This window comes from Mesorhizobium sp. M0340, from assembly GCF_040321535.1.
GTDB lineage: Bacteria > Pseudomonadota > Alphaproteobacteria > Rhizobiales > Rhizobiaceae > Mesorhizobium.
This window is the reverse complement of the sequence record NZ_JAMYRR010000027.1, coordinates 38198-60443: the sequence shown is the minus strand read 5'-3', so window position 1 is coordinate 60443 and position 22246 is coordinate 38198. Positions and strand designations below refer to the sequence as shown.

Here is a 22246-nt window from a genome sequence, read left to right as displayed (position 1 = left end):
AGGATTTCATATGGCTCACAGGAACCGGCTGACGGCGGGCGCGCTCTGCGCCGGGATTTTCCTCATCGTCGCCGCAAGCGCCTTCTTCTATTTTCAGCAACCGAGTTCGGCCGACGGCAAGGCGATGATCCTTCCCGTCGACCCGGCGCCGCTGGTCGCGGTGACGAAGGCCGGCGAGCGTTCTTTCTCGGTCGAAATTGCCGACACGCCCGCCGAGCGCGAGGCCGGCCTGATGTTCCGCCGGCACATGGCCGACAATCACGGCATGCTGTTCGTGTTCGGTGCGCCGCAGGATGTGAGCTTCTGGATGAAGAACACGCCGATGCCGCTCGACCTGATCTTCGTCGGCCAGGACGGCCGGATCCGGGCGATCAAGCAAGGCGAGCCGCAGTCGGAGGCGATCATCTCGCCGGACGAACCCGTGCGCTTCGTGCTCGAGCTCAAGGCAGGCACTGCCGCCAAAAAGGGCATTAAGGACGGCGACCTGCTGCGCCATCCGGCCATCGGCACGGCGCCGGGGCCGGCCATGCCGCCGCCCGACAAGGGCGACGCGCCGAGTGTCGATTCCGACTGAACGAACGGGCAGGATCTTCGGCCGATGCAGTTCTTCTCCCATGATGGTTTCGACCTTGCTTTCCTTGACCGCCAACCGGCATCGGGGCAGGGCGATCCGGTGCTGATGATCCACGGCTTTGCCTCGAGCCATTACGTCAACTGGGTGTCGCCCGGCTGGTTCAAGACGCTGAACGATGCCGGCTACCGTGCGATCGCCTTCGACAATCGCGGCCATGGCTCGTCGTCGAAGAGCTATGACGAAGCCGACTACACGCCAGCAAAAATGGCGTCCGACGCGGCAGCGCTTTTGAACCATCTCGGTATCGAACGCGCCCATGTCATGGGTTATTCGATGGGCGCGCGCATATCGGCCTTCCTGGCGCTCTCCGACCCGGACAAGGTGGCGACGCTGGTCTTCGGCGGTCTCGGCGTCGGCATGGTCGACGGCGTTGGCGACTGGGATCCTATAGCCGACGCCCTCCTGGCCGAGGACCCGGCAGGCACCAGCGATCCGCGCGGCCGCTCGTTCCGCGCCTTCGCCGATCAGACCCGCAGCGATCGCCGCGCGCTAGCCGCCTGCATCGCCACCTCGCGCGAATTGCTGGGCGAGGCCGACCTTGCCCGCATTGCCCAGCCGACGCTGATCGCCGTCGGTACCAAGGACGACATCGGCGGCTCGCCGGATGAACTCGCCGCGTTGATGCCCAACGCCAGGGCATTTCACATCGAAGGCCGCGACCATATGCTGGCGGTCGGCGACAAGGCCTTCAAGCAGCGCGTGCTGGAGTTTTATACCGAGCATCCGCTTTGATGGACGGCTCCCGAAGCGGCCATCGCGCCTGAAGCTGGGGTCCTTAGCGGTTTTGCAACGATACAGGAGTAAATAAGCGCGACGTGTGGATCGGTTCAAACCCGCCATGCGCTGAATGGAGGGCAGGGGGTATCATGGCACAATGGGGAAGGGCCGACGCCGCTTTGCCGGGCGTTATTGCAAAAAGCACGTTCGGCGAATGGTCCGTTGTTCTAGCGCTGGCTGCTTTTGCGGCAGGGGCGATGGCGATCACCGCGTTGATAGCAATGCCGAGCGACGCGTCTCCACTGCTCCAGAACAGTGCGACGGGCTTCTTCGCTGCGGTATTTTTTCTGGCCGGGCCTTTGGCACATCTTACGGGAGTGGTCTTCGGGTTGATGGCCGTTGGTCGCCCAAACGACAATCGTGTGCTCGGCCTGGCTGGCGTCGTGGTCAATGGTGCGTCGCTAGCGGCTGGGGTGTTCATGTTGTGGGGAATGGCATCGACTTTTGGCGCATTCACCTGATTTCGGGCAAGTATCCCGGACGCACGCGAGCGACGCGAACTACTATCCGCCCTGGCCGTGCCCAAGCGCCTGGAGCGAGCGCGCCATGTTTTGCCGGGCCTGGGTCTCGAAGTACCGGCGGAATTCCTCGCTGTGAAAGATATGCGGACGCGCGAGGAAGCCCTTTAGGACAGCGGCACGGCCGGCCCGCCACATAGGCTCGTCGACCCACTGGTATTCGCGGCGAACCGCCTGTTCGTAGGCGTCGAACACGTCGGGCGCGGCACCCAGGATCGCCAGGTCCATGTCGAGGAAGAGCGCCGCGTCACGAACCGAATGTTGATCGCCAAGGGGCGGCAATTCGTGGCTGGCAGTTGCAGTGATCATCGCCGCGATATGGCCGAGGCGTCGTGCGTCGGCGCGGCCGGCGAGCTTCTCCTCGGCAAGTGCGGCACTCCTCGCCTCATTGTCCTTGGCGCGGCTGTCGTAGATCGCGTCGTGGAACCAGATCGCCGCTTCGACTGCTTCAGGATCATGCAGCAATGCCTTGTAATCGTTGGCTAGCGCCAGCATCGCCTCGATATGGTCAAGGTCGTGGTAGTGGCGATCTTCGGCCGCATAGAGCGCGGAAAGCTCGCGCTTCAGGGTCTCGTCGATCAAGGTTGCGTTTTCCATGGCTGCTTGAAATTCCGCCAACCAAATCCATTTGACGAAGCACTAAGGAAAATTGAGTTCACCCGTGCTATGATCTGGCTTATAGGTGCGGCCGGAGAATAGGCAAGCCGCCAACCGAGACAGTGGATGGCCGAGACATTGGATGGCCGGAGACATCAGATGAACAGCGTTACGATTTCTCGTCCCACCATGGTGCAGCCGGTAGATCCGATCTGGCGTTCGATCCGCGACGAAGCGATGGAAGCGGTCAACCGCGATCCGCTGCTGGCGGCGTTCCTCTATTCGACCATCCTCAACCAGGAAAACCTGGAAGAAGCGGTCATTCACCGGCTGGCCGAGCGCCTCGCCCACCAGGACATCGGCTCCGACCTCATCCGCCAGACGTTCAAGGCGATGGCGGCCGACGACAATGATTGGTCGACGACGGTGCGCGTCGACATCCAGGCCTATTACGACCGCGATCCGGCCTGCGACCGCTTCATCATGCCGGTGCTCTACTTCAAGGGTTTTCATGCCATCCAGACGCACCGGCTGGCGCATTGGCTGTGGAACCAGGGCCGCCAGGATTTTGCACTGTATTTGCAGAGCCGGTCGTCCTCGGTGTTCCAGACCGACATCAATCCGGCCGCCCGCATCGGCAAGGGCATCTTCCTCGACCACGCCACCGGCCTCGTCGTCGGCCAGACGGCGGTGATCGAGGACGACGTGTCGATCCTGCACGGCGTGACGCTGGGCGGCACCGGCAAGGCCGGCGGCGACCGCCATCCCAAGATCCGCTACGGCGTGCTGATCGGCGCCGGCGCCAAGATCCTCGGTAACATCGAGATCGGCCATTGTTCGAAGATCGCGGCCGGCTCGGTGGTGCTGTCACCGGTGCCGCACAACAAGACGGTTGCCGGCGTGCCGGCCCGCGTCGTCGGCGAGACCGGCTGCGATCAGCCTTCGCGGCAGATGGACCAGCTGTTGCCATCGCAGACGATGGACCACGTCGTCAGCTTCGACATCTGAGTGCTCGGGCGGGGGCTGAATTCCTGCCCCCTATGCCGGCTTGCCTTTACATGGCCATTGTCGACGTGCCAGAAGCGCGCTCACCAATGCATGTCGCCCAAAAGTGCCCAGCGGTTTTGGGATAGCGACATGGATGAAGAAGGATTCAAAGCGCGTCGCATCGATCTCTTCAGACGCGACGCACTTTAGCAAGCGACGATCGGAGAAGACTGTTGAAGCCGGACGAAATCAGAAAGCTGGACGCCTATTTCAAGCGCACCTTCCAGAACCCAAAACTCGAAGTGAAGGCGCGGCCGCGCAAGGAAGATTCGGCCGAGGTCTATGTCGGCGACGAGTTCCTCGGCATCGTCTTCAAGGACGAGGACGACGGCGACTATAATTTCTCGATGGCGATCCTCGACATCGATCTGGCCTGAGCCGGGAGTTTGGTGCTGGCCGGACCCTGCTTGTTGCAGGCGGGACCGCCTGATGGCGGAGCGCAGACGTCGGAGACTGGCTGGAGCATCCCTCCCTTCGTCATCCCAGGGCGGAGCAAGGAGCGAAGCGACGCGGCGCAGACCCTGGGATCCATGCCGTTACCTCGCGGCAGTGCTCCGCTCTGACCAGAATCGAATGCTTCTTGGCACCGGCTGGGCGTCCTCTACCAACCACTCCCGCGAAAAAGTTCGAACCACTCTGGATTGGTCTTCTCGATCAGCTCGATCTTCCACCGGCGTGGCCAGCGCTTCAGCGACTTCTCGCGCTGGATGGCGTCGCGAATGTCGAAATGTTCCTCGTACCAGACCAGACGCTGTACGCCGTAGCGGCTGGTGAAGCGCGAGCCTTCGCCAGATTTGTGCTCCGGCATGCGGCGGCCGAGGTCGTTGGTGACACCGATGTAGATCGTGCCGCGCTTCTGGCTTGCAGTCATGTAGGCATAGCCCGTCATGGCTGAAGGGTAGTAGGCATTGTTGCGGATGCAAGCACCGTTCTGAGCCGCTGCATTCTTCGACTGGCGTAACGGCATGGATCCTAGGGTCTCCGCGACGTCGCTTCGCTCCTGCTCCGCCCTAGGATGACGAAGGCGTGGTGGGCCCACAGCTAATCGCAAACCCTGGAGATTGGTAGCCCGATTGGCCGGGGCTCCAGCCCTCAGCCCTTCAGGGTCGGTCAAAGGATCAAGCCCTACCGCCCGGTCTTCAGCACACGCGCTGCCTCGCCCAAAATCGCCGCGTCGAGCGCCTTCCAGTCGCCCAGGAATTCCCGGGGGAAGCGGTAGGTGAGGCTGAGATTGTCGCCGACCAGGATGTCGCGCTCGCAGGGCGCTAGCGATTCGTCCGCGCTCGGGCCGCTCAGGCAGCGTGCGACGAACGGATCCTTGCCGGGGCGGTCGGCGACCGCCAGCACTTCGTTGAGATAGCCTGATTTTTCGCTGAAGGCGTAAAGCGTCGTGCCGCCAGGGCCGGGCGTACCCGGCTTGGCAATCAGCGCAGTGTAGATCGGCGCAAAGCGGCCGCTCATGTCGCGCGACATCATCTGCAGCTCGAACGACAGGAAGACGATGTCCTTGCTGGGTCCGGTGTGGTTGAAGTCGTTGCGGGCAGCCTCGCTGTAGCCGTCCATCTCGGGATAGCGCAGATAGAGGTCGAGGCGCGAGGCGATGCCGTCGCGCCGGGCCTGGGCAAAGCGGATGACATTGGCCGGCACGGCGATGATGTTGTTGCCGATGACGACCTTGTGGACCGTGGTGTCGTCGGTGTACCCGGCCATGGCGATCGAGCGGCCGAACCATTTGCCGCCAAGGCTGATCGCCACCGAAAGCACCGCCAGCGTTGCGAACGCATAAAACACCCGCTTCATCAGCGTCGAATCGACGAGGCTGAGTTGCTGGCCCTCCGTGGCGGCTGCCTGCTTCATCGCGGCCCTCGTTTACCGTCCCGTCGGGTGTGCCTGAGCGGCACATCTCGGCGCGGCACGGCTCTTGCTACGCAGCTTTTGCAGGCGACTGTGCGATTTTATGGTAAACGGAGGGTAAAGATGGGTCCGGTCGAACAAATCATATTCAGTTTTATGGCCGGGCTGACGGCTTGCGGCCTGGCCGGTTCGGCGATGGAACTGATCGCCGGCCGCAAGCTTGCCTTCGTTCAGCCCTATGTGTCGTCGAAGCACATGCTGCGCTCGCTCGCCGCGACGGCTTGCGCCGGGCCGCTGATGTTCGCCAACGAGGCGCTGGACGCCTGGCGCGAGCGTCGCATCTCGGTGCTGGGGCTGATCTCCTGCGGCTGTACGGCGACCATCTGGGCGCTGGCGCTGGGCATGGTGGTGATCGCTATTGCGTCCTGGGCGGCTTCGCTTCTAGGGTCTGGCAGCTTGTCGGTGTGAGACGATCTGGAGACAGCAGTGCCGATCTACGCGATTGACGGAAAAGCGCCCGCCTTCGAGGACGTCGACAGCAACTGGATCGCGCCCGATGCCACGCTGATCGGCAATATCAGGATCGGCCGCAATGCCGGCTTCTGGTTCGGCGTCGTCGTCCGCGGCGACGACGAGCCGATCGTCATCGGCGCCGACACAAACGTGCAGGAGCACACAATCATGCACACCGACGCCGGCTTTCCGCTGACCGTCGGCCAAGGCTGCACGATCGGCCACCGTGCCTTGCTGCATGGGTGCACGATCGGCGACAACAGCCTGATCGGCATGGGTGCCATCGTGCTGAACGGCGCGAAGATCGGTAACAACTCGCTGGTCGGGGCCGGCGCGCTGGTCACCGAAGGTAAGCAATTCCCCGACAATTCGCTGATCGTCGGCTCGCCCGCGCGCGTCGTCAGGACGCTCGACGAAGCCGCAATGGCCAGGCTGCGCGCCTCGGCCGAGCATTATGTGGCCAACGGCAGGCGATTCAGGGCTGGGCTGAAGAAGGTCTAGCCGATCCAGAAATGGTGGAGCCGGCCTTGGGATACCGAAAGCATAGCCCCTTCCAAGTCAAACCGGCTGGGCGGTCGGCCGGAACAAGATCTCGTTGATATCGACGTCGTCGGGCTCGTTGATCGCGAAGGCGACCGTGCGGGCAAACGTATCTGGCCCCACGGCGATCTTGCTCACGAAGTCCCTGGTGTCGTGCTGGATATCCTTCTCGCTGATGTGCTCAAGCAACTCTGTGGTGACAGCGCCCGGCGAGATCACCGTGGTGCGGATGTTGTAGGGTTTCACCTCCTTCCGCAGACCCTCGGACAGCGCACGCACGGCGAACTTGGTGGCGCAATAGACCGCCGCACCCGGGTCGACCACATGGCCGTATACGGACGAGACATTGATAATGTGCCCCGATCGCTGCTCCTTCATGTACGGAAGCGCGGCCGCGATGCCGTAAAGAACGCCCTTGATGTTGACGTCGATCATCTGGTCCCATTCGTCGACCTTGAGCCGTTCGAGCGGGGCCAACGGCATGAGGCCCGCATTGTTGAGCATCACGTCGATGCGGCCGAATTCCCGGACCGCCGTGTTCACCAGGTTCTGGACCTGGCCGGCGTCGGTGACGTCCGTAGTGACGGCCTTGGCTTTGAGCCCAGCGGCGGTCAGTTCCTGGACAAGGGCGTCGATGCGGTGTGACCGGCGTGCACCCAGGACCACGGAAGCGCCTCGCGCGGCAAGATGGCGTGCCGTCGCTTCACCGAGGCCGCTGCTGGCACCGGTGATGACGACGACCTTGTTCTCGATTCCTTCGGACATGAGATTCTCCTAGACAAGAATTGAAAGAGTTCAGGTGCGGGGGCCGGCCGAGGCGGCGAGCAAGGCCGAACCCGTGAGCAGGACGGCGGCGAGAAGGAAGGCGCTCCACCAGCCGGCCGCGTCGAACAGCAGGCCTCCCGCGATAGCGCCGCCCGCGATCGCGAACTGGATCAGGGCGACCTGGAGTCCGCCCCCGGCCTCCAGCTCTTCAGGGATGAGCGTGGTCATCCAGGTGTTCCACGCCACCGGGATCGGGGTCGCGAACAGTCCCCAAAGAACCAGCAGGCCGGCCGTGGCGCGTGCAAACGGTCCAAAGGCAATCAGCAGTAGAGCGAAGACCGCGAGTGCACTCGGCAGCCCGATCAGCACGGCTGTGAGGTGCCGCCGGAGTATGAGGCCGATGATCGACAGTCCCGCCAGGCCGCCGAGGCCGACGCCCAACAGAGCCATTGAGAGGGTGTTGACCTCGAGGCCCGTCACGTTTTCCAGAAACGGCCGCAGGTAGATCGAGAGCGCGTTCTGCCCGATGAACGCGAGCCCGGTTGCGCCCATGCCGATGGCGAATCTGCGATTCCGCAGCAAGCGGAACATGCTCGACACCGAGGCGGCCTCCATCGGTGGCATCTTCGGGAGAACGGCCAACTGCCACACGAGCGCCGCAAGGCCGATGGGGACAGTGACGAAAAAGGTTCCCCGCCATCCGATCAGCGATCCGAGGAAGCTGCCGACGGGCGCGGCGATCACCAATGCGAACGCAGTGCCACCCTGGAGCAAGGCAATGGCCTTGGGCAGGTCGGGTCCCGGGGCCAAGCGGGCCAGAATGGCCGTCGACAGTGACCAGAAACCGCCGATCGCGATGCCGACCAGCGCCCGCCCGGCCAGGAAGACCAGGAAGTTGGGAGCAACCGCCACCGCCAGGCTCGATGCGGCCAGCACTGCCGTATAGAGCAGAACCACCGTCCGTCGATCGACGTTTCGCGACAGCGAGTTGCCGAAGAGGCTGGTAACCACGGCGAAGAATCCGGATACCGCGATTGCCTGGCCGGCCTGACCCTCGGAGACGGCCAGATCCTGAGCGATCGGGGTGAGCAGGCTCACCGGCAGGAACTCCAGTCCGACTAGAAGGAAGGTCAGCAGCGACAGGCAGACCACCGCAGACCATGGGGTCGTCGTGCTGTCAGCAGCGGCGGCCTCGCCCAGCGCGAGTTCAATGGTCATAAGGCAGTCTCCTGTCCGTTCCCGAATTAAGTAGTCGGGCTGGCCAAATGCGACTAGCGGGTATAATTTTGATGTGGTTGTGAATGAGGCTCATCAATGCCACGCGACGAGTTCGCCGAAATGCGCGCGTTCCTGGAGATCACCCGGACGCGGAGCTTCACCCGAGCAGCCGCCAAGCTCGGCGTCACTCCTTCGGCTCTTAGCCACACCATCAAGTCGCTGGAGTCGCGGCTTGGCGTCCGTCTTCTGTCTCGCACCACGCGCGACGTGGCCCCGACGGCGGCCGGTCAACGCCTCAAGGAAGGCATCGAACCGCATTTCGAAGGCATCGCGGCTGAGGTCAGCGCTCTCGGCGTCCTGCGCGACAGGCCGTCCGGCAACATTCGCCTGGTGTGCACCGACGATTCGGTCGACATTGTCTTCCGCGCCCGGCTGCCAAAGTTCCTGAGCGACTTCCCCGATATCAATGTCGAGCTGGTGGTCGATAACGCCTTCACCAACATCGTCGAGCGCCAGTTCGACGCCGGTGTTCGGCTGGGCGAGTCCATTGCCCGGGACATGGTAGCCGTGCGCATCGGAGCCGACGTGACCTACACTGTCGTCGGCTCACCCCACTACTTCGCCCACCGGACACCGCCGCAGACGCCGCAGGAGCTGACCGACCATAACTGCATCAACTACCGGCTGCCGACGTCAGGATCGGTCTATGCATGGGAATTGCGGGAAGGAGCGCGCGAGTTCAGTGCTCGGGTCGAGGGGCAACTGACGCTTAACAACATGGGGCCGGCGATCCAGGCCGCGCTTGACGGAGTGGGCTTGGCCTATCTACCGCGCGAACTCGTCCTGCCACATATTGAGAGTGGCCTTCTTCAGGAAGTCCTGACCAAATGGTGCCCGACGTTCCAGGGTTACCACCTGTACTATCCAAGCCGACGCCATCCCTCTCCGGCGTTTTCCGCCTTTGTCGACGCGTTCCGTATCAGGGGCAAGTAACAGCGTTTCGACGGCAAACGGCAGCTCATATTCCACAAACGATCGTGAGACAGCTTGGATGACGAAGCGCAGTTGGAGGCAAAGCCGAGATAACTGTATCGAGATGTTGTTCCGCCGGAAATGGTGGAGCCGGCCCGGGGACGGGGCCGGCTCCTTAAACCCGGTCGTTGGGGACGGGGAGGGTGGGGACTCGACCGGGTTTCTCCTAAAGCGCGAAGTCATGCGACGCACTTAACTTCTGTTTTATGCATGTGGTTATCCCAGAACCGCTACGCGCTTTTGGGCGACATGCATTGGCGTCCTCAGCGGACGCTGGCAACCGCGTCGGAGCGGCCGTCGTTGATCGTCACCCAGGCGCCGGAATTCCGCTCGGACTGGCGCTTCAGGTAGGTGTAGCCGGTATTGGTCCAGGACAGCACCTTGGGTTGGAGATTGTCGAGGATGAACTCGCCAAGACTGGTGCGCACGGCCAGCACAGCATGGCCGTCGCCGTTGCGCTGGCGCACGACCGTCATCAGCAGATCGCCGGCCGGCACGCCGATGCTCATCAGCTCGCGGCGCTTTTCCAGCGCATAGTCCTCGCAGTCGCCGAAGCCGTTATTGGGAAAGGACCAGACTTCCTCCTTGCCCCACATTTCCATGTCGGTGCGCGGCGCGACCTTGCTGTTGACCGAATTGTTGATCTTGACGATCGTCGCCCACAGCTTGCGGGTGAGCTCGACCGGTGCCCGGTCAGGCGTCCTCTGATTGCATTCCCGCGGAAGCTGCTGGCACAATTCGTAGTGACCGACCGGCTGTGTGGTGCGGCCGCCGGTGTGCATGAAGGCCGGCTCCGCCGCGTTTGCAGTCCCCCAGCCGAAAAGCTGCATCGCTATTGCCGCCAGCAACAGCTTGCCCCTTATCCTTTTCATTATTCAGTCTCCCCGTTTGAGGAGACAGTGACACGGCTGGATTTATTTGACGCAAAAGCGCGAAGTAGACATTAAGTAAAACGCCAATAGAATAAACCTCAAATTTGATGCAATTGAGCATAGAATTGTTTAAGGATTCCAGCCGGGCATGTTCCCATGCTTGGTCGCGCCGTTCGAACAGCTAGGATGGCGGGACGGAGGGCGCGAAGGATCGCCAGCCTCTCTTCCCGATGGCGCTAACGCTTCCGCGTCAGCCGCGCGGTGAGCTGAATTCGGTATCGAGCGTTTCGGGCCGCTGGATGACGGCGAACTCGATGGCGATGCCATCTTCGAAATGGCGCACCACCTGGCCGCGCATGGTGCCCAGCGTCACCTGGACGCCGATGGCCGGCTTGACGTCGATCTCGATCGCCGCGCCCGACAGCGACAGGTCGATGATGCGGCACTGGTACTGGCGTCCGTCGGCAAGCTGCAGCACGCTCGTCGGGTTGCGCGGCGCGACGCGTTCATGGCGGCGGTCTTCCGGCAGGTCGAGCTCGTGCTTGTTGGCAAGCCAGGTCAGTTGCGCGGCGAGCTTGTCCCTCTTGCGCTCCGACGCGATGACGGTCATCGCAAAGCCATCCTGCAAAGTGCGGGTAATGACGCCCTCGATGCGTCCGATATGATCGATATAGGCAATGACCTTTTCGCCAGCCAGGCCGGCGCGCTCGGTGCGCAGCGAAACGTTGCCGGGCGACATGTCGACTACCTGGCAGGGATGTTCGGTGCGGTCTTCCAGCATGAAGCGTCCGTAAATCTTCACGCGGACGCGCTGAAAGTTACGCCTTTCAGCTTGGGACGGTGCATGGTCGACCGCCGCTGACCTCATCACTGCCATACCCCGTTCGGCATTCCGCGCATGGATGCGGGGAATTTCAGCGGAAAACTACAACAAAGCAGGTTAACAAAGGGGAAAACCCGGCGCTGTTGCTTTAAGCTTTGGCCATCATTCCTCGCGTCCGCCGTCGAAGACGACCAGGTGACGGATGCGGCGGGCCTGGCCGAGCGCCGAAATCGTCTCGGGCGGGTCGAATTCCGACGGGGCGAGCGAAGGAACCTCTATCGCCGGCCGGTTCTTCAGGAACATCGGCTCCTTGTCGGGATCGACGACACGGATCGAATCGATCAACGCGTCGGAAACCGGGTCGGCGCCCAGCCAGAAGGGCTTTTCGACGGCGCTTATCACGCCGAGGCAACGCGGGCTCTCGACCCCGCCGTCGAGCGGCAACGCGAGCAGCTCAAACCTGTTGGAGCGGCCATTGCGGCTGAAACCCTCATAGGTAATGAGGGCTGCCGATTTCAGGTCGAAGACTCCGTCGGTGAGCTTCGAGATCAGCCGCTGGTCCTTTTCGCGCCACAGCGAAGGGAATGAAAACCCCTTGAGTTCGCGGCCATAGACTGCGCAAAGCCTGGTGCCGGCCAGCCGGAACACCGCTTCGCCGCGCGTGTCCTTTTCCAGGATGAACGTGTCGGCCAGCAGCGACTTGATGTCGGCCGGTTCGACTTCCGAGCGCTTCGGGGCAGGGCGTCCGTCACGCAACCGGTTCCAATAATGGAACAGCGTGATCGATCCGGTCTGGTTCATGCTGATGCTGCTCCGCGCATTCTGTCTTCTGATGTCCCATCGGTGAACAGAAGGGCGCCCTCCGAAGACCTACATGCGTTGCGGAGCAGGATGCGTGCCAGCATCGTTAATACTTGTTCACGGGTCGGGGCGGTTAAGGTTAACAACTGGTTTACGTTGCGCGCCTGCCAGCCCTGTGGCACACCAAAACCACTTCAGAAGCGGTCGTTTTGCGACGATCGGCAGCACTTCAGTCAAGAGTTCAGGGGGAGCAAGGGGGCTCGACCAGCCGTTCAAGGGAAACCTTGGACGGCTTCTTTTTCGATTCGGGCCTGCTGATTCGTCGTTTGTGATTCGGTTGGCCGTGATCTACATGCTCGCGAAGTCCAATCCAGCGACTGAGTGCAAGCCATATGAGTGACCCAGAAAGCCCACCGGAGATCGAGCAGGGCCAGGGTGGGCCTGTCGCCCGCGAACCGGAGCAGCGCCGCGAGCCGGTGTTCAACCTGCCGCCCGTGGTGCTGGCGGTGATCGGCATCTGCGTCGCGGTCCATCTGATCCGGGTCTATTGGCTGACCGACGACCAGGACTTCGAACTGCTTGTCCGGGCTGCCTTCGTGCCGATTCGCTATTCCGGCCGCTTCGACCTGGATTTCTTTGCGTTTTCAAGCCCTTTTACCTATGCCTTCCTGCATGGCGGCTTTGCCCATCTTGCCATCAATATGGTGTGGCTTGCGGCCTTCGGCTCACCGTTGGCCAACCGCTTCGGCGCCCTGCGCTTCAGCCTGTTCTTCGCCGCCACCGGACTGGCGGCGGTGGCGCTGTTCTGGGCCATGCACCCGCTTGGCGAGGCACCGCTGGTCGGCGCCTCCGGCGCGATTTCCGGCATGATGGGCGCGGCGGCGCGCTACGGCTTCCGCATCGACCGCTCGTCGGGCAGGGCCGCCTTCGCCGGCCGGCCCTTACCGATGGCGGCGGTCCTGCGCTCGCGTGGCGTCGTCACCTTTCTCGCCATGTGGATGGTGATCAACCTGGCGACCGGCCTCTTCGGCCTGGCGCCCGGCATTGACGGCCAGATCGCCTGGGAAGCCCATATTGGCGGCTTTGTTGCCGGCTTCTTCGGCCTGCGGTTTTTTGATCGGCGAGAGCAGGTGCCCCGGCAGACGGAGGAGCCGGAGAGCTGAGACCTCCGCACTTGAAAAGCAACCGATCGCGGCGCACCATGTTCATCCCAGGGAAAGCCGGCCAGGGCAGGAGCCGGCAGGAAATGCAGAGGAGGACGCCATGACTGTTAAGGCAATTCTCGAGGCGAAAGGCCACGACGTGGTGACGCTCGGGCCGAACGAAAAGCTCAGCGAAGCCATCCGCATGCTTTCCGAACACAGGATCGGCGCGCTGGTCATCACCAACGGCGATCACAAGATCGTCGGCATTCTTTCCGAGCGCGATGTGGTGCGGGTTCTCGCCAAGGAGGGAGCCGCGGCGCTCGACCTTGCCATCCGCTCGGCGATGACGCCCAAGGTGAAGATCTGCAATGAGAACCACACCGTCAACGAGGTTATGGAGATCATGACCAAGGGCCGCTTCCGCCATCTGCCGGTGGAAAAGAACGGGCTGCTCGACGGCATCGTGTCGATCGGCGATGTGGTCAAGCGGCGCATCGAGGATGTCGAGCGCGAGGCCGAGGAGATCAGGGCCTATATCGCCACGGCATGAGGCGGCGGCCGGGTTGCCGGCCATTTGAATTTTTCAAGCTGCTATAGCAGTCCATCGCGGCAGCTGCGAGCCTGTGCCGCGTCGGCGCCTGCGGCTTGGCGCTTGTCTCGCGAAGCGGTTTGCACTAGCGAAGTTGCACACCCAAAATATGCGTTCCGCATATCCACAATTCCAATACGCAGGCCCTTATGAGCATCATCGATACCCGCACGCCCGACGCCAAGCGCCTGGTTCCCGGCGCCACCGGCGACTGGGAGATCATCATCGGCCTCGAGGTCCACGCGCAGGTGACCTCGCAGGCAAAGCTGTTTTCCGGCGCCTCGACCACTTTCGGCGCCGCGCCCAATGCCAATGTCAGCCTGGTCGATGCGGCGATGCCTGGCATGCTGCCGGTGATCAACGAAGAATGCGTCAAGCAGGCGATCCGTACCGGTCTGGGCCTGAAGGCCGAGATCAACCACAAATCGGTCTTCGACAGGAAAAACTATTTCTATCCCGACCTGCCGCAGGGCTACCAGATCTCGCAGTTCAAGCAACCGATCGTCGGCGAGGGCAAGGTGATCGTCTCCGTCGGCCCCGACCGGCAGGGCGAGTTCGAGGATATCGAGGTCGGCATCGAGCGCCTGCATCTGGAGCAGGATGCCGGCAAGTCGATGCACGACCAGCATGCGACGATGTCCTATGTCGATCTCAACCGCTCCGGCGTGGCGCTGATGGAGATCGTTTCGAAGCCGGATATGCGCTCCGCCGATGAAGCCAAGGCCTATGTCACCAAGCTGCGCACCATCGTGCGCTACCTCGGCACGTGCGACGGCAATATGGACGAAGGCTCGCTGCGCGCCGACGTCAACGTCTCGGTACGCCGGCCCGGCGGTGAATTCGGCACGCGCTGCGAGATCAAGAACGTCAACTCGATCCGCTTCATCGGCCAGGCCATCGACTCCGAGGCGCGCCGCCAGATCGCCATCCTCGAGGACGGCGGCAAGATCGACCAGGAAACGCGGCTGTTCGATCCCAACAAGGGCGAAACGCGCTCGATGCGTTCCAAGGAAGAAGCGCACGACTATCGCTATTTCCCGGATCCCGACCTTCTGCCGCTGGAATTCGACCAGGCCTATGTCGATGCGCTGGCAAAGGACTTGCCTGAACTTCCGGACGCCAAGAAGGCACGGCTGATCTCCTCGCTCGGCCTGTCGACCTACGATGCCTCGATCCTGGTTTCGGAAAAGGCGATTGCCGATTATTTCGAGAAGGTGGCGGCCGGGCGCGATGGCAAGCTTGCCGCCAACTGGGTCATCAACGACCTTCTGGGAGCCTTGAACAAGGCCGGCAAGGATATTGAAAATGCTCCTGTTTCACCCGACCAGCTTGGCGCGGTCATCGACCTGATCAAGGAAGGCACCATCTCCGGCAAGATCGCCAAGGATCTGTTCGAGATCGTCTGGAACGAGGGCGGTGATCCGCGTCAGCTGGTCGAAAGCCGCGGCATGAAGCAGGTCACCGATACCGGGGCTATCGAAACGGCGGTGGACGAGGTGATCGCAGCCAACCCGGACAAGGTCGAACAGGCGCGCGCCAAGCCGACCATGGCCGGCTGGTTCGTCGGCCAGGTGATGAAGGCGACCGGCGGCAAGGCCAACCCGCAGGTGGTCAACGAGCTGGTCAAGGCCAAGCTCGGGATCGAATAGGATGTTCGTCCGCACCGCCGGCGAGCGCGATCTTGCGGCGGTGCGCGCATTGCTGGTCGAGACATGGCACGCCACCTATGACGCCATCTACGGCGCGGCGCGGGTCACCGAAATCACCGACGAATGGCATTCGGTCGCCGCGCTCAAAGCGCGGTTGACACGACCGAACTCGGAATTCCTGGTCGCCGACGACGGCAAAAGCATCGGCGGCATGGCTTTCGCGGCCGCCACGACGGATGCCGGGGTCGTCATGCTGAACCAGCTCTACGTCCATCCGGCCTGGCAGAGGCAAGGCATCGGCCAGGCCCTGCTGGACGAGATCGAGGCCAGCTTTCCGGAGGCCCGAACGCTGCGCGTCGAGGTCGAGGAAGCAAATGCTCCGGCCGTTGCCTTTTACCGCTCGAGAGGGTTCACGCCCGCCGGCAACACGGCCGATTGCGGCGGCGCCTCGGGATTGCCGGCGCTGGTTTTGGAGAAGGCGATCGGCTAGCGCGTTCGCCTGGCGCTCAGTTGCGTTTCACGGGCAGGTTGGAGCAGCCGGCGGCGAGAAACTCGCACGGCAGGCTGCCGCCGCCGCCCGACGTGTGCGGGGGCGTAGCGGCTTCGATCTTTTCGACCTCGTAATATTTCGAGGTGACGCCCCATTTTTTAACGCCCTGGCACGTCGAGCGCACGCCAACCTCCGTCGCCTTTGCCGCCGTCTTGTAATAGGTGGTGATCCGGCAGGATTGGCTGACCGGCAGCGCGTTCGCCGGGATCGTGACCGGCGGCAGGAAGTTCGGGAAGGCAAGCAGCGAGATTGCCGCAATGATCCGGACGGCGGGCATGGTGTGGGGAAAGTGCAGCATCGTGCGTCTCCATCGATGGCGCCGCTCGCTCGTGGCGCAGCGGCGGGTTTGTTCCCGCAAGATCAGGCCATGAAGCCAGCGCTGCCGCATCTGCCGCGCGGGGGATGGCGGCAGCGGTCTGAACCGCCGCCGCCATCCGCGAGCGGCCGCGTCAGGGCGTTTTCGGCTTGATGAGCGTCTTTATCGGAACGGCGACTTTTGGGGGCCGGACCGTACTGGTTCCACCATCGACGGCCAGCTCGCCGCTGTTGAGATAGCGCACCGTATAGTGCAGCTCATAGGCGGGAACTCTTATCCATGTAGGCTTGGGATTGAACTGGTCCGGAGGCCTCGAATACCACTTCGGGATCTGCATGATCTTGGAACCGGCACCGAATCCCGCAGTCTTGGCCGCTACTGCGAAGGCGCTGTCTCTGGGATCGTTCGGCGGCTGGTCGACATTGCCGATGACCACCAGCGAATCGTATTTTCGCGCGTCGAGCCGTACTGCGGGAAGGTTCAGCGCAGCCGCGTCGCCTTCGCGCATCGTCAGCGCCCTCTGAAGGCCGTCCTCATTGGCGTAGACGTTGAGGTTTATAGCCTCGGATTCCGCATAGACCACATTGTTGTGGAAGTCGCGGGCTGGCAGGCGTGTGAGGCTGTCGAAGGTGACTTCAACCGTCGGCTTGGCTATGGCGTCCGTCACCACCAGGTTGCGCCGCGGCACCGTCCAGAAGATGAGATCATCGCCGGTAGCCTGCGTGCCGGCATCGGAGCCGTCTATTGCCGAGCATTTCGAATTTGGAACCGGCGTCGTCACCGGTAGGGGTGCCGAAAACGAGTTGCGTACCTGCGCGTCGATGTAATTGCCGACGTTGAAAACGTCCTCGAGGATGTTGCCGCCCTCGAAGCTCGCCGGGCCGGGTTGCGAGCGGATGATGACCTGGCTGGAATCGGTCTGCCAGCCGCTGCAGAAGACGTTGACGTCGATGGGAATGCCGATGTGGCGGTCGGAGGTCACCGGGATCGAGACTTTGATGGTCAGGATGTAAGGAACTTCGACAAACCAACTGTTCGGCTGGTTCAGCATCTGCGTCGCAAAGCGCGACGGCCGCCATTGCTTCAGCGATTCGATCGATGCGCGCGACGATCGTCCCTGGGCGGCCAACTGTGCGTTGGTGGCGTCGACCTTGGCCTGCGCCAGGTTGCGGACGGTGTTGGTGATCAGGAACACGCCGAGTTCGGCTTTGCAGGGCCTGTTCGATTGTGTGGCGTTGCATGGGGCAAGTGCCGCACTGGGAACCGGCGGCCCTGAAGGCGGCGGCTGGGCGGCCGCGGTGGCCGCCATCAGGCAGAAGAACAGCATCATGCAGGTTTTCAACATGGTATCCTCGCTCTGTCGTTGGAAACCACCCTCCGGCTAGACAGCAGCACTTCTTCGATGGCGGTTCATCGCCCGCACGGGGGATGAACCGCGAAACGTCGGGCCGGCCCAGCGACGTCGAGCCGCCGTCCTTTCGGATCGGACATCTACTGCTTCACGACGCCTTTGGTTGTCGCCTTCGGCGCGACGACCTTGGGCTTGGGGGTTTTCGGGCCGGGGTCGACTACCAATGCAGCCGTGCAGGAGCACTTGCCCGAACCGCAGTTCAGGTCGCCCTTGCACATTTTGGAGTGCCGCATATCGGTGCAGTCGGCGGTCCCGGAGCAGGAGCAACTGCCTTGCCCGATCGTTCCGGACTGACATTTGAAGCTCCATGCCGGATCGGCGGCAAGGCCGGCCACAGCGAGCGATAAGGCAAAAAGCGTCGTCGAGATGAGCTTGCGCATGAATACCTCCCGGTTCTATCGAGCGATGGAACCACGAAGCAGCAACGCCTTCATCTCCCGCGCGGGGGACGAACTCGCATACCGGTGACGATCGTCAATGCTGTCCCTTCAGCACGACGAGATAGCCGCGTTCGACGCGAAGCCGGAACGCGATTTGCCCTGCAGTGCCGGGATCCTTGGAAACCTTGTCGATGACATAGCCGCTGGGATGCGAGCCAAGCCATTCTTCCGGTTTGTCGGTGCTTTCGAACGGCCTTTGCAACCCGGCCAGGAAGCCGACTTCGCCTTGATAGTCGAAAGCCACGGCCCAGTCCGCATCCTTTCGCTCGTCGATGAAGTTGGCGAGCGGCGTCAGGTCATAGCGTTTGAACGCGGTTGCCGATGCCACCGCGTGGCCGATGCCGAAAATGACAAGCATGACGACGGCCGAGCTTTTCAGCCTGGCGAGCGGGATCTCCGCCATGAAATAGCCGAACAGGATGGTCACGAACGGCAACATCGGCACGACATAGTGAGGCTGCTTGCCGGATATCGCGCTGAACGCCAGCAACACGGCAACGAACGAGAACGACAGCAGGCGCAAGGCGCGCAGATCCGGCGACTTCGTCTCGATCAGGCTGCGTATCCGCGTGCGCAGCTTCAACCGCCAGACCTCGGGCATGAAGATCCACGGTATGAACATGACCGGCAGCAGCAGCAGATAGAAATAGAACGGCCGGCCGTGCGAATTGCGCAAATTGCCGGTGACGCGCCCCGCCGATTGGTTCCAGACCAGATCATAGACGAAACTGCCCTTTGTCAGGATCGTCGCCGGCACCAGCCAGATCGCCACCGGAATCAGCGCGGCAAGCACCGCCAGGCCCACTCCAGCGAGGAAGTTCGGTGTCGTCAGTCCCGCCCGTCGGTCGCGCCAGAACGGGTAGAACAGGATGGGCGCGCCGATATGGATCAGCACCACTGGGCCTTTCGTCAGCACGCCCATGCCGATAAACAGCCCGGCCAGAACGGCCTGCCAGCGATTGCCGCTCCGGGCAAAGGCAATCAACGACAACAGCGCGGCGAGCACAAACACCGTCAGCAACAGGTCGAATAGGATCAGCGTCGAATAGATGACGAACACGCAGCTTCCGGCAACCAGCCAGGGGATGCGCCGTGCTATGTCGTCGCGGCCCGGAAACAGGGTCTTTGCCAAAGCCGTCGTCAGCCAGATGACGAGCGAGGAGGCGGCGAAGATGACCAGCATCGCGGCCGGCCGGCTGGCGCCGAAAATCTTCCAGACAAGGTCGATAAGCCAAAACAGCAGAGGCGGCTTCTGCAGATAGGGCGCGAAATTCATCGTCGGGACGAAGATCTGTCCGCTCAGATACATTTCCCAGGTGACGCTGAGATATCGCGTTTCGTCGACGGGCAGCAGAGGCCGGAAAGCGACTGCGATTACGATCAGCCCAAGCAAAAAGAGGTAGGGGAGCAGCCGCTCTGTAGATGTCGGTGTCAAAGATTGAGATCCGCGCCAGAAACCATTTTCTTTCCAGCCGAGCAGAGTGCCGCGTTTCTGGACCGCGAACGACCGCACCACGATTTTGGCCGAATTGCAACGATGCCGGGTTTCGTTTCCCAGATTTTGCCGACGATGGTGTCAAAGGTTTGAAAAACTTACCGACCGAGTCCTTTGGACCACCGCCGGTTCGAGAATCTGCGCAAATCAACTGGAGCGCAACGGCGGTGACAATTCGCGCATCAAGAGTTCGAGCTCGCGCTGATCGCCGGTGCCGGTCTTGTCGAAGATCGTCGCCAACTGCGACTTGACGGTGCCGTCCGAGACGCCGCCGGCCGCGGCGATTTCCTTTCGCGTCAGGCCGGCGGCAACGTGACCGGCGACTCGCCTTTCTGCCGCGGTCAGTCCGAACAGCGCCGCAATGGCGTCCAGCGCCGGGGTCGGTGTGGAACCGGCCGCGGCGATGAAGATCGCTGCGGCGGCGCGCTGCGAGATGCGCGCCGAGATTTCACGCCGCGCCAGCGGCATAACATGGGCCACCGCCGGAACGGCCGTCTTGGCCAGGGGAATGTTGATGCCGCAAGGTCCGAGTGCGAATTCGTCGCGCGTGCCGAGCTGGACGGCACGGCCGATCGCGGCGTTGGCGTTGGCATAGGTGAAGGACAGCTGTCCGCGCACGCAAGCGACCGAAATGTTTTCGGCGAGCAGCGCTTCGGCTGACGGGTTGGCGAAGATGATGGTCATGTCTTCGGCGACGATCAGTACCGGATGGTCGAGGCTTTCGATGATGGAGCGGAAGATTTCGGCCTTGCGCCGCTCGGCCTCGAACAGGTCGCCGATGGTCACTGCGCGCCGCACATGCGGCGCCAGCAGGCAGACAAGCTCGAGATCCTCGCGGGAAATCTGGCGTCTGTCCTTGTCGGTCACCACCATTAGCGTACCGATCCGGGTCGGCCGCTTCATCAACGCCACCCAGAAGAAATCGTCCAGCCGGTTGGGTTGTACCCATTCGCGCACGATGCGGCTTTCGAGCCATCTCTGTCGTGTATCCGGGCCTTGCAGGGCGTAGATCGAATCGACGGTGAAGGGCACGTCGATCTCCATCTTGGGAACCGCCGCATAGAACGGTACTTGCGAGCCGTAGTCATGCTTCAACGGCTCAAGAACTGCGGGATCGCCGCAGGACACCGAAAACCGCGCAGAGCTGCTGATCGTGTCGATGACGGCGAGCATGGCAAGCCGGCCTTCCGCCAGATTGCAGATGGCCTCGAGTGTCGCCTGCCAGCGGTCGACGTCGGCAATCGAATCGTAGATCGCCTCAACGACCTGCGGCAATGCGCGACCGGCCGTGCCCGCCAGCGATGACATAAACCCCTCTCATTTGCCGTCCTAGGCAACGAAGCATCAACTGTTAGAATAACGCTGCGTAAGGTTGCCAACAACTTATTTCATCTGCTTCGGACGGCCGCGAAAATAGCATGAACGTATCGCTTTTCCGTCAGCCATTTGCTCGCCGGTTGCGGCAAGACCCTTGCCTTCGCAATGCCGTGACGCCATAAGCAGGTACAGGCGCCGCAGCCGCCGCGAGGACTTGCCACAAGGACTTGCCACGAGGATTTGGATGAAGACTTTCCTTCTGCAGTTTTTCACCTGGTGGAACAGCCAGACATTGGGAACGCGCTTTCACACCTGGCGGCATGGCAAGAAGGTCGGGCAGGACGAGGTCGGCAACGTCTACTATGAGGGCGGCGTCGATTCGGAAGGCCGCACCCGCCGCTGGGTCATCTACCGCGACTATTCGGAAGCCTCGGCGATTCCGCCCGGCTGGCATGGCTGGATCCATCACCGTGTAGACGTTCCGCCGCCAAGCGAAGACTACAAGCCACGCGACTGGCAAAAGCCGCATGTGCCGAACCTCACCGGCAGCCCCGCAGCCTATCGGCCGAAGGGGTCGGTGCTGACCAACCGGCATCGTCCGCAGGTGACGGGCGACTACGACGCCTGGACGCCCGGTTCGTGATCGATCGCCGCGACAGCCCGCGGTCCCCCACGGAGGCGGTCCCCACGCGGGCGGTCCTTTGTCGCCACAATTACTGTTTAGCTGTTTGCTGATCCGACAGCAGCAACTAGCCTTGGCGTTAAGAGAATCACCCGGGCGCAAATCACCGGACCTTGCATGAGCATGTTCAGCCGAATTTTGACGGGCGGATTAACCGCGGTCGTTCTCGCTTCCATGGTGGCGCTTGCCGCTGCGCAGGAATTGGCGCCGCCTGCGCCGGACGCGTCGGTAGCGCCTGCAGCACCGGCAGTATCCGAACGCCTCACCAATCCCGTCGCTGAATTCGCCGGCATCGACAAGATCACCGGCCGGATCATCACCTTCGATGTCTATATCGACGAGACGGTGCAGTTCGGCGCTTTGCAGGTGACGCCGCGCATCTGCTATTCGCGGCCCGAAAACGAAGAGCCGAAGACGGATTCGTTCGTCGAGGTCGACGAGATCACGCTCGACCGGAAGATACGCCGTATCTTCACCGGCTGGATGTTTGCCGAAAGCCCCGGGATCAACGCCGTCGAGCATGCCGTCTATGATATCTGGCTGAAGGGCTGCAAGCAGAAGTCCGACGTGCCGGCACCCGCCGCCCCCAAAACCAACTAGAATCTGTCAGCGCGCGGCGGATACCGCGCCCCGCGGAACCGCCGCGTTGCCCGAGCGTTGG

The 22246-nt window shown here is 62.5% G+C and carries 27 protein-coding genes; 14 read left to right on the top strand and 13 right to left on the bottom strand.

Annotation, left to right across the window (positions count from 1 at the left end):
* Positions 1–10: 10 nt before the first annotated feature.
* The 3 genes from NKI79_RS27980 to NKI79_RS27970 all read left to right on the top strand — a co-directional run bounded on the left by NKI79_RS27980 (position 11) and on the right by NKI79_RS27970 (position 1872).
* Complete coding sequence (locus NKI79_RS27980; RefSeq protein WP_352777955.1) at positions 11–574, top strand: DUF192 domain-containing protein; 564 nt, start codon at positions 11–13, stop codon at positions 572–574.
* A gap of 24 nt (positions 575–598) precedes the next feature.
* Positions 599–1366 carry an alpha/beta fold hydrolase gene (locus tag NKI79_RS27975; RefSeq protein ID WP_352806114.1) on the top strand — a complete coding sequence of 256 codons (768 nt, stop codon included), beginning with the start codon at positions 599–601 and terminating at the stop codon, positions 1364–1366.
* A gap of 134 nt (positions 1367–1500) precedes the next feature.
* A complete protein-coding gene (locus NKI79_RS27970) occupies positions 1501–1872 on the top strand; it encodes a hypothetical protein (protein ID WP_352806112.1) in 372 nt (123 codons plus the stop codon).
* A 42-nt stretch (positions 1873–1914) separates the two neighbouring features.
* On the opposite strand, the gene NKI79_RS27965 is transcribed toward NKI79_RS27970, so the two are convergent.
* On the bottom strand, positions 1915–2526 hold the full coding sequence (locus NKI79_RS27965) for an HD domain-containing protein (protein WP_352806110.1): 612 nt from the start codon (positions 2524–2526) through the stop codon (positions 1915–1917).
* A 159-nt stretch (positions 2527–2685) separates the two neighbouring features.
* Here NKI79_RS27965 and cysE point away from each other — a divergent pair, with 159 nt between their 5' ends.
* Both cysE and NKI79_RS27955 read left to right on the top strand, forming a co-directional pair.
* Positions 2686–3534 (top strand): serine O-acetyltransferase, encoded by an 849-nt coding sequence (gene cysE / locus NKI79_RS27960; protein WP_352649215.1) that lies wholly within the window; start codon positions 2686–2688, stop codon positions 3532–3534.
* A gap of 212 nt (positions 3535–3746) precedes the next feature.
* A complete protein-coding gene (locus tag NKI79_RS27955) occupies positions 3747–3950 on the top strand; it encodes a DUF3126 family protein (protein ID WP_023674799.1) in 204 nt (67 codons plus the stop codon).
* A gap of 224 nt (positions 3951–4174) precedes the next feature.
* On the opposite strand, the gene NKI79_RS27950 is transcribed toward NKI79_RS27955, so the two are convergent.
* Together NKI79_RS27950 and NKI79_RS27945 are read right to left on the bottom strand one after the other, a co-directional pair.
* Positions 4175–4462: a GIY-YIG nuclease family protein gene (locus NKI79_RS27950; protein ID WP_352806134.1), complete on the bottom strand. Its 288-nt coding sequence runs from the start codon at positions 4460–4462 to the stop codon at positions 4175–4177.
* A gap of 236 nt (positions 4463–4698) precedes the next feature.
* Positions 4699–5430, bottom strand: coding sequence for a hypothetical protein (locus NKI79_RS27945; protein WP_352806108.1), 732 nt, complete (start codon positions 5428–5430; stop codon positions 4699–4701).
* 120 nt (positions 5431–5550) lie between these two features.
* Here NKI79_RS27945 and NKI79_RS27940 point away from each other — a divergent pair, with 120 nt between their 5' ends.
* Entirely contained in the window at positions 5551–5895 is a 345-nt protein-coding gene (locus NKI79_RS27940) for a DUF6949 family protein (protein ID WP_352508582.1), read from the top strand.
* Between the two features lie 18 nt (positions 5896–5913).
* Positions 5914–6441 (top strand): gamma carbonic anhydrase family protein, encoded by a 528-nt coding sequence (locus tag NKI79_RS27935; RefSeq protein WP_352806106.1) that lies wholly within the window; start codon positions 5914–5916, stop codon positions 6439–6441.
* A gap of 57 nt (positions 6442–6498) precedes the next feature.
* Here NKI79_RS27935 and NKI79_RS27930 read toward each other — a convergent pair whose 3' ends face one another.
* Both NKI79_RS27930 and NKI79_RS27925 read right to left on the bottom strand, forming a co-directional pair.
* Positions 6499–7245, bottom strand: a complete 747-nt coding sequence (locus NKI79_RS27930) for an SDR family oxidoreductase (protein ID WP_254817713.1) — start codon at positions 7243–7245, stop codon at positions 6499–6501.
* 30 nt (positions 7246–7275) lie between these two features.
* Complete coding sequence (locus NKI79_RS27925; RefSeq protein WP_352806104.1) at positions 7276–8463, bottom strand: MFS transporter; 1188 nt, start codon at positions 8461–8463, stop codon at positions 7276–7278.
* Between the two features lie 96 nt (positions 8464–8559).
* On the opposite strand from NKI79_RS27925, the gene NKI79_RS27920 reads away from it, so the two are divergent.
* Positions 8560–9456, top strand: coding sequence for a LysR family transcriptional regulator (locus NKI79_RS27920; protein ID WP_352806101.1), 897 nt, complete (start codon positions 8560–8562; stop codon positions 9454–9456).
* Between the two features lie 302 nt (positions 9457–9758).
* Here the strand turns inward: NKI79_RS27920 and NKI79_RS27915 are convergent, their stop codons facing one another.
* From NKI79_RS27915 to NKI79_RS27905, 3 genes are all read right to left on the bottom strand, one after another.
* Positions 9759–10367 (bottom strand): transglutaminase-like cysteine peptidase, encoded by a 609-nt coding sequence (locus tag NKI79_RS27915; protein WP_352806099.1) that lies wholly within the window; start codon positions 10365–10367, stop codon positions 9759–9761.
* A gap of 250 nt (positions 10368–10617) precedes the next feature.
* The gene (locus NKI79_RS27910; protein WP_254817716.1) at positions 10618–11235 is read right to left on the bottom strand and encodes a PilZ domain-containing protein; all 618 of its coding nucleotides are present in this window, start codon (positions 11233–11235) and stop codon (positions 10618–10620) included.
* 117 nt (positions 11236–11352) lie between these two features.
* On the bottom strand, positions 11353–11991 hold the full coding sequence (locus NKI79_RS27905) for a PAS domain-containing protein (RefSeq protein WP_352508577.1): 639 nt from the start codon (positions 11989–11991) through the stop codon (positions 11353–11355).
* 392 nt (positions 11992–12383) lie between these two features.
* Here NKI79_RS27905 and NKI79_RS27900 point away from each other — a divergent pair, with 392 nt between their 5' ends.
* From NKI79_RS27900 to NKI79_RS27885, 4 genes are all read left to right on the top strand, one after another.
* Positions 12384–13154 (top strand): rhomboid family intramembrane serine protease, encoded by a 771-nt coding sequence (locus NKI79_RS27900; protein ID WP_352806094.1) that lies wholly within the window; start codon positions 12384–12386, stop codon positions 13152–13154.
* A gap of 100 nt (positions 13155–13254) precedes the next feature.
* On the top strand, positions 13255–13686 hold the full coding sequence (locus NKI79_RS27895; protein WP_023717464.1) for a CBS domain-containing protein: 432 nt from the start codon (positions 13255–13257) through the stop codon (positions 13684–13686).
* A 188-nt stretch (positions 13687–13874) separates the two neighbouring features.
* On the top strand, positions 13875–15374 hold the full coding sequence (gene gatB, locus NKI79_RS27890) for an Asp-tRNA(Asn)/Glu-tRNA(Gln) amidotransferase subunit GatB (RefSeq protein ID WP_352806091.1): 1500 nt from the start codon (positions 13875–13877) through the stop codon (positions 15372–15374).
* A 1-nt stretch (position 15375) separates the two neighbouring features.
* Positions 15376–15864 (top strand): GNAT family N-acetyltransferase, encoded by a 489-nt coding sequence (locus NKI79_RS27885; protein WP_352806089.1) that lies wholly within the window; start codon positions 15376–15378, stop codon positions 15862–15864.
* 16 nt (positions 15865–15880) lie between these two features.
* On the opposite strand, the gene NKI79_RS27880 is transcribed toward NKI79_RS27885, so the two are convergent.
* The 5 genes from NKI79_RS27880 to NKI79_RS27860 all read right to left on the bottom strand — a co-directional run bounded on the left by NKI79_RS27880 (position 15881) and on the right by NKI79_RS27860 (position 20894).
* On the bottom strand, positions 15881–16222 hold the full coding sequence (locus tag NKI79_RS27880; RefSeq protein WP_254817087.1) for a hypothetical protein: 342 nt from the start codon (positions 16220–16222) through the stop codon (positions 15881–15883).
* Positions 16223–16373: 151 nt separating this feature from the next.
* The gene (locus NKI79_RS27875) at positions 16374–17585 is read right to left on the bottom strand and encodes a hypothetical protein (RefSeq protein ID WP_352806086.1); all 1212 of its coding nucleotides are present in this window, start codon (positions 17583–17585) and stop codon (positions 16374–16376) included.
* A gap of 146 nt (positions 17586–17731) precedes the next feature.
* Positions 17732–18031 (bottom strand): hypothetical protein, encoded by a 300-nt coding sequence (locus tag NKI79_RS27870; protein WP_352646745.1) that lies wholly within the window; start codon positions 18029–18031, stop codon positions 17732–17734.
* Positions 18032–18125: 94 nt separating this feature from the next.
* Positions 18126–19526: an ArnT family glycosyltransferase gene (locus NKI79_RS27865; RefSeq protein WP_352806083.1), complete on the bottom strand. Its 1401-nt coding sequence runs from the start codon at positions 19524–19526 to the stop codon at positions 18126–18128.
* Positions 19527–19733: 207 nt separating this feature from the next.
* Positions 19734–20894, bottom strand: coding sequence for a helix-turn-helix transcriptional regulator (locus NKI79_RS27860; protein ID WP_352739734.1), 1161 nt, complete (start codon positions 20892–20894; stop codon positions 19734–19736).
* Positions 20895–21147: 253 nt separating this feature from the next.
* Here NKI79_RS27860 and NKI79_RS27855 point away from each other — a divergent pair, with 253 nt between their 5' ends.
* The gene (locus NKI79_RS27855) at positions 21148–21546 is read left to right on the top strand and encodes an NADH:ubiquinone oxidoreductase subunit NDUFA12 (protein WP_254817092.1); all 399 of its coding nucleotides are present in this window, start codon (positions 21148–21150) and stop codon (positions 21544–21546) included.
* A 156-nt stretch (positions 21547–21702) separates the two neighbouring features.
* Positions 21703–22185 (top strand): DUF2155 domain-containing protein, encoded by a 483-nt coding sequence (locus tag NKI79_RS27850; protein WP_352739736.1) that lies wholly within the window; start codon positions 21703–21705, stop codon positions 22183–22185.
* Positions 22186–22246: the final 61 nt, after the last annotated feature.

Bases quoted from the DNA above. Each gene is read 5' to 3' on its own strand.
- NKI79_RS27910 (WP_254817716.1), bottom strand. From the start codon at position 11,235: ATGAGGTCAGCGGCGGTCGACCATGCACCGTCCCAAGCTGAAAGGCGT.
- NKI79_RS27850 (WP_352739736.1), top strand. From the start codon at position 21,703: ATGAGCATGTTCAGCCGAATTTTGACGGGCGGATTAACCGCGGTCGTT.
- NKI79_RS27925 (WP_352806104.1), bottom strand. From the start codon at position 8,463: ATGACCATTGAACTCGCGCTGGGCGAGGCCGCCGCTGCTGACAGCACG.
- gatB (WP_352806091.1), top strand. From the start codon at position 13,875: ATGAGCATCATCGATACCCGCACGCCCGACGCCAAGCGCCTGGTTCCC.
- NKI79_RS27945 (WP_352806108.1), bottom strand. From the start codon at position 5,430: ATGAAGCAGGCAGCCGCCACGGAGGGCCAGCAACTCAGCCTCGTCGAT.
- NKI79_RS27950 (WP_352806134.1), bottom strand. From the start codon at position 4,462: ATGACGGGCTATGCCTACATGACTGCAAGCCAGAAGCGCGGCACGATC.
- NKI79_RS27915 (WP_352806099.1), bottom strand. From the start codon at position 10,367: ATGAAAAGGATAAGGGGCAAGCTGTTGCTGGCGGCAATAGCGATGCAG.
- NKI79_RS27895 (WP_023717464.1), top strand. From the start codon at position 13,255: ATGACTGTTAAGGCAATTCTCGAGGCGAAAGGCCACGACGTGGTGACG.
- NKI79_RS27870 (WP_352646745.1), bottom strand. From the start codon at position 18,031: ATGCGCAAGCTCATCTCGACGACGCTTTTTGCCTTATCGCTCGCTGTG.
- NKI79_RS27920 (WP_352806101.1), top strand. From the start codon at position 8,560: ATGCCACGCGACGAGTTCGCCGAAATGCGCGCGTTCCTGGAGATCACC.
- NKI79_RS27900 (WP_352806094.1), top strand. From the start codon at position 12,384: ATGAGTGACCCAGAAAGCCCACCGGAGATCGAGCAGGGCCAGGGTGGG.
- NKI79_RS27930 (WP_254817713.1), bottom strand. From the start codon at position 7,245: ATGTCCGAAGGAATCGAGAACAAGGTCGTCGTCATCACCGGTGCCAGC.
- NKI79_RS27860 (WP_352739734.1), bottom strand. From the start codon at position 20,894: ATGTCATCGCTGGCGGGCACGGCCGGTCGCGCATTGCCGCAGGTCGTT.
- NKI79_RS27975 (WP_352806114.1), top strand. From the start codon at position 599: ATGCAGTTCTTCTCCCATGATGGTTTCGACCTTGCTTTCCTTGACCGC.
- NKI79_RS27980 (WP_352777955.1), top strand. From the start codon at position 11: ATGGCTCACAGGAACCGGCTGACGGCGGGCGCGCTCTGCGCCGGGATT.
- NKI79_RS27970 (WP_352806112.1), top strand. From the start codon at position 1,501: ATGGCACAATGGGGAAGGGCCGACGCCGCTTTGCCGGGCGTTATTGCA.
- NKI79_RS27940 (WP_352508582.1), top strand. From the start codon at position 5,551: ATGGGTCCGGTCGAACAAATCATATTCAGTTTTATGGCCGGGCTGACG.
- NKI79_RS27965 (WP_352806110.1), bottom strand. From the start codon at position 2,526: ATGGAAAACGCAACCTTGATCGACGAGACCCTGAAGCGCGAGCTTTCC.
- cysE (WP_352649215.1), top strand. From the start codon at position 2,686: ATGAACAGCGTTACGATTTCTCGTCCCACCATGGTGCAGCCGGTAGAT.
- NKI79_RS27880 (WP_254817087.1), bottom strand. From the start codon at position 16,222: ATGCTGCACTTTCCCCACACCATGCCCGCCGTCCGGATCATTGCGGCA.
- NKI79_RS27875 (WP_352806086.1), bottom strand. From the start codon at position 17,585: ATGTTGAAAACCTGCATGATGCTGTTCTTCTGCCTGATGGCGGCCACC.
- NKI79_RS27905 (WP_352508577.1), bottom strand. From the start codon at position 11,991: ATGAACCAGACCGGATCGATCACGCTGTTCCATTATTGGAACCGGTTG.
- NKI79_RS27885 (WP_352806089.1), top strand. From the start codon at position 15,376: ATGTTCGTCCGCACCGCCGGCGAGCGCGATCTTGCGGCGGTGCGCGCA.
- NKI79_RS27855 (WP_254817092.1), top strand. From the start codon at position 21,148: ATGAAGACTTTCCTTCTGCAGTTTTTCACCTGGTGGAACAGCCAGACA.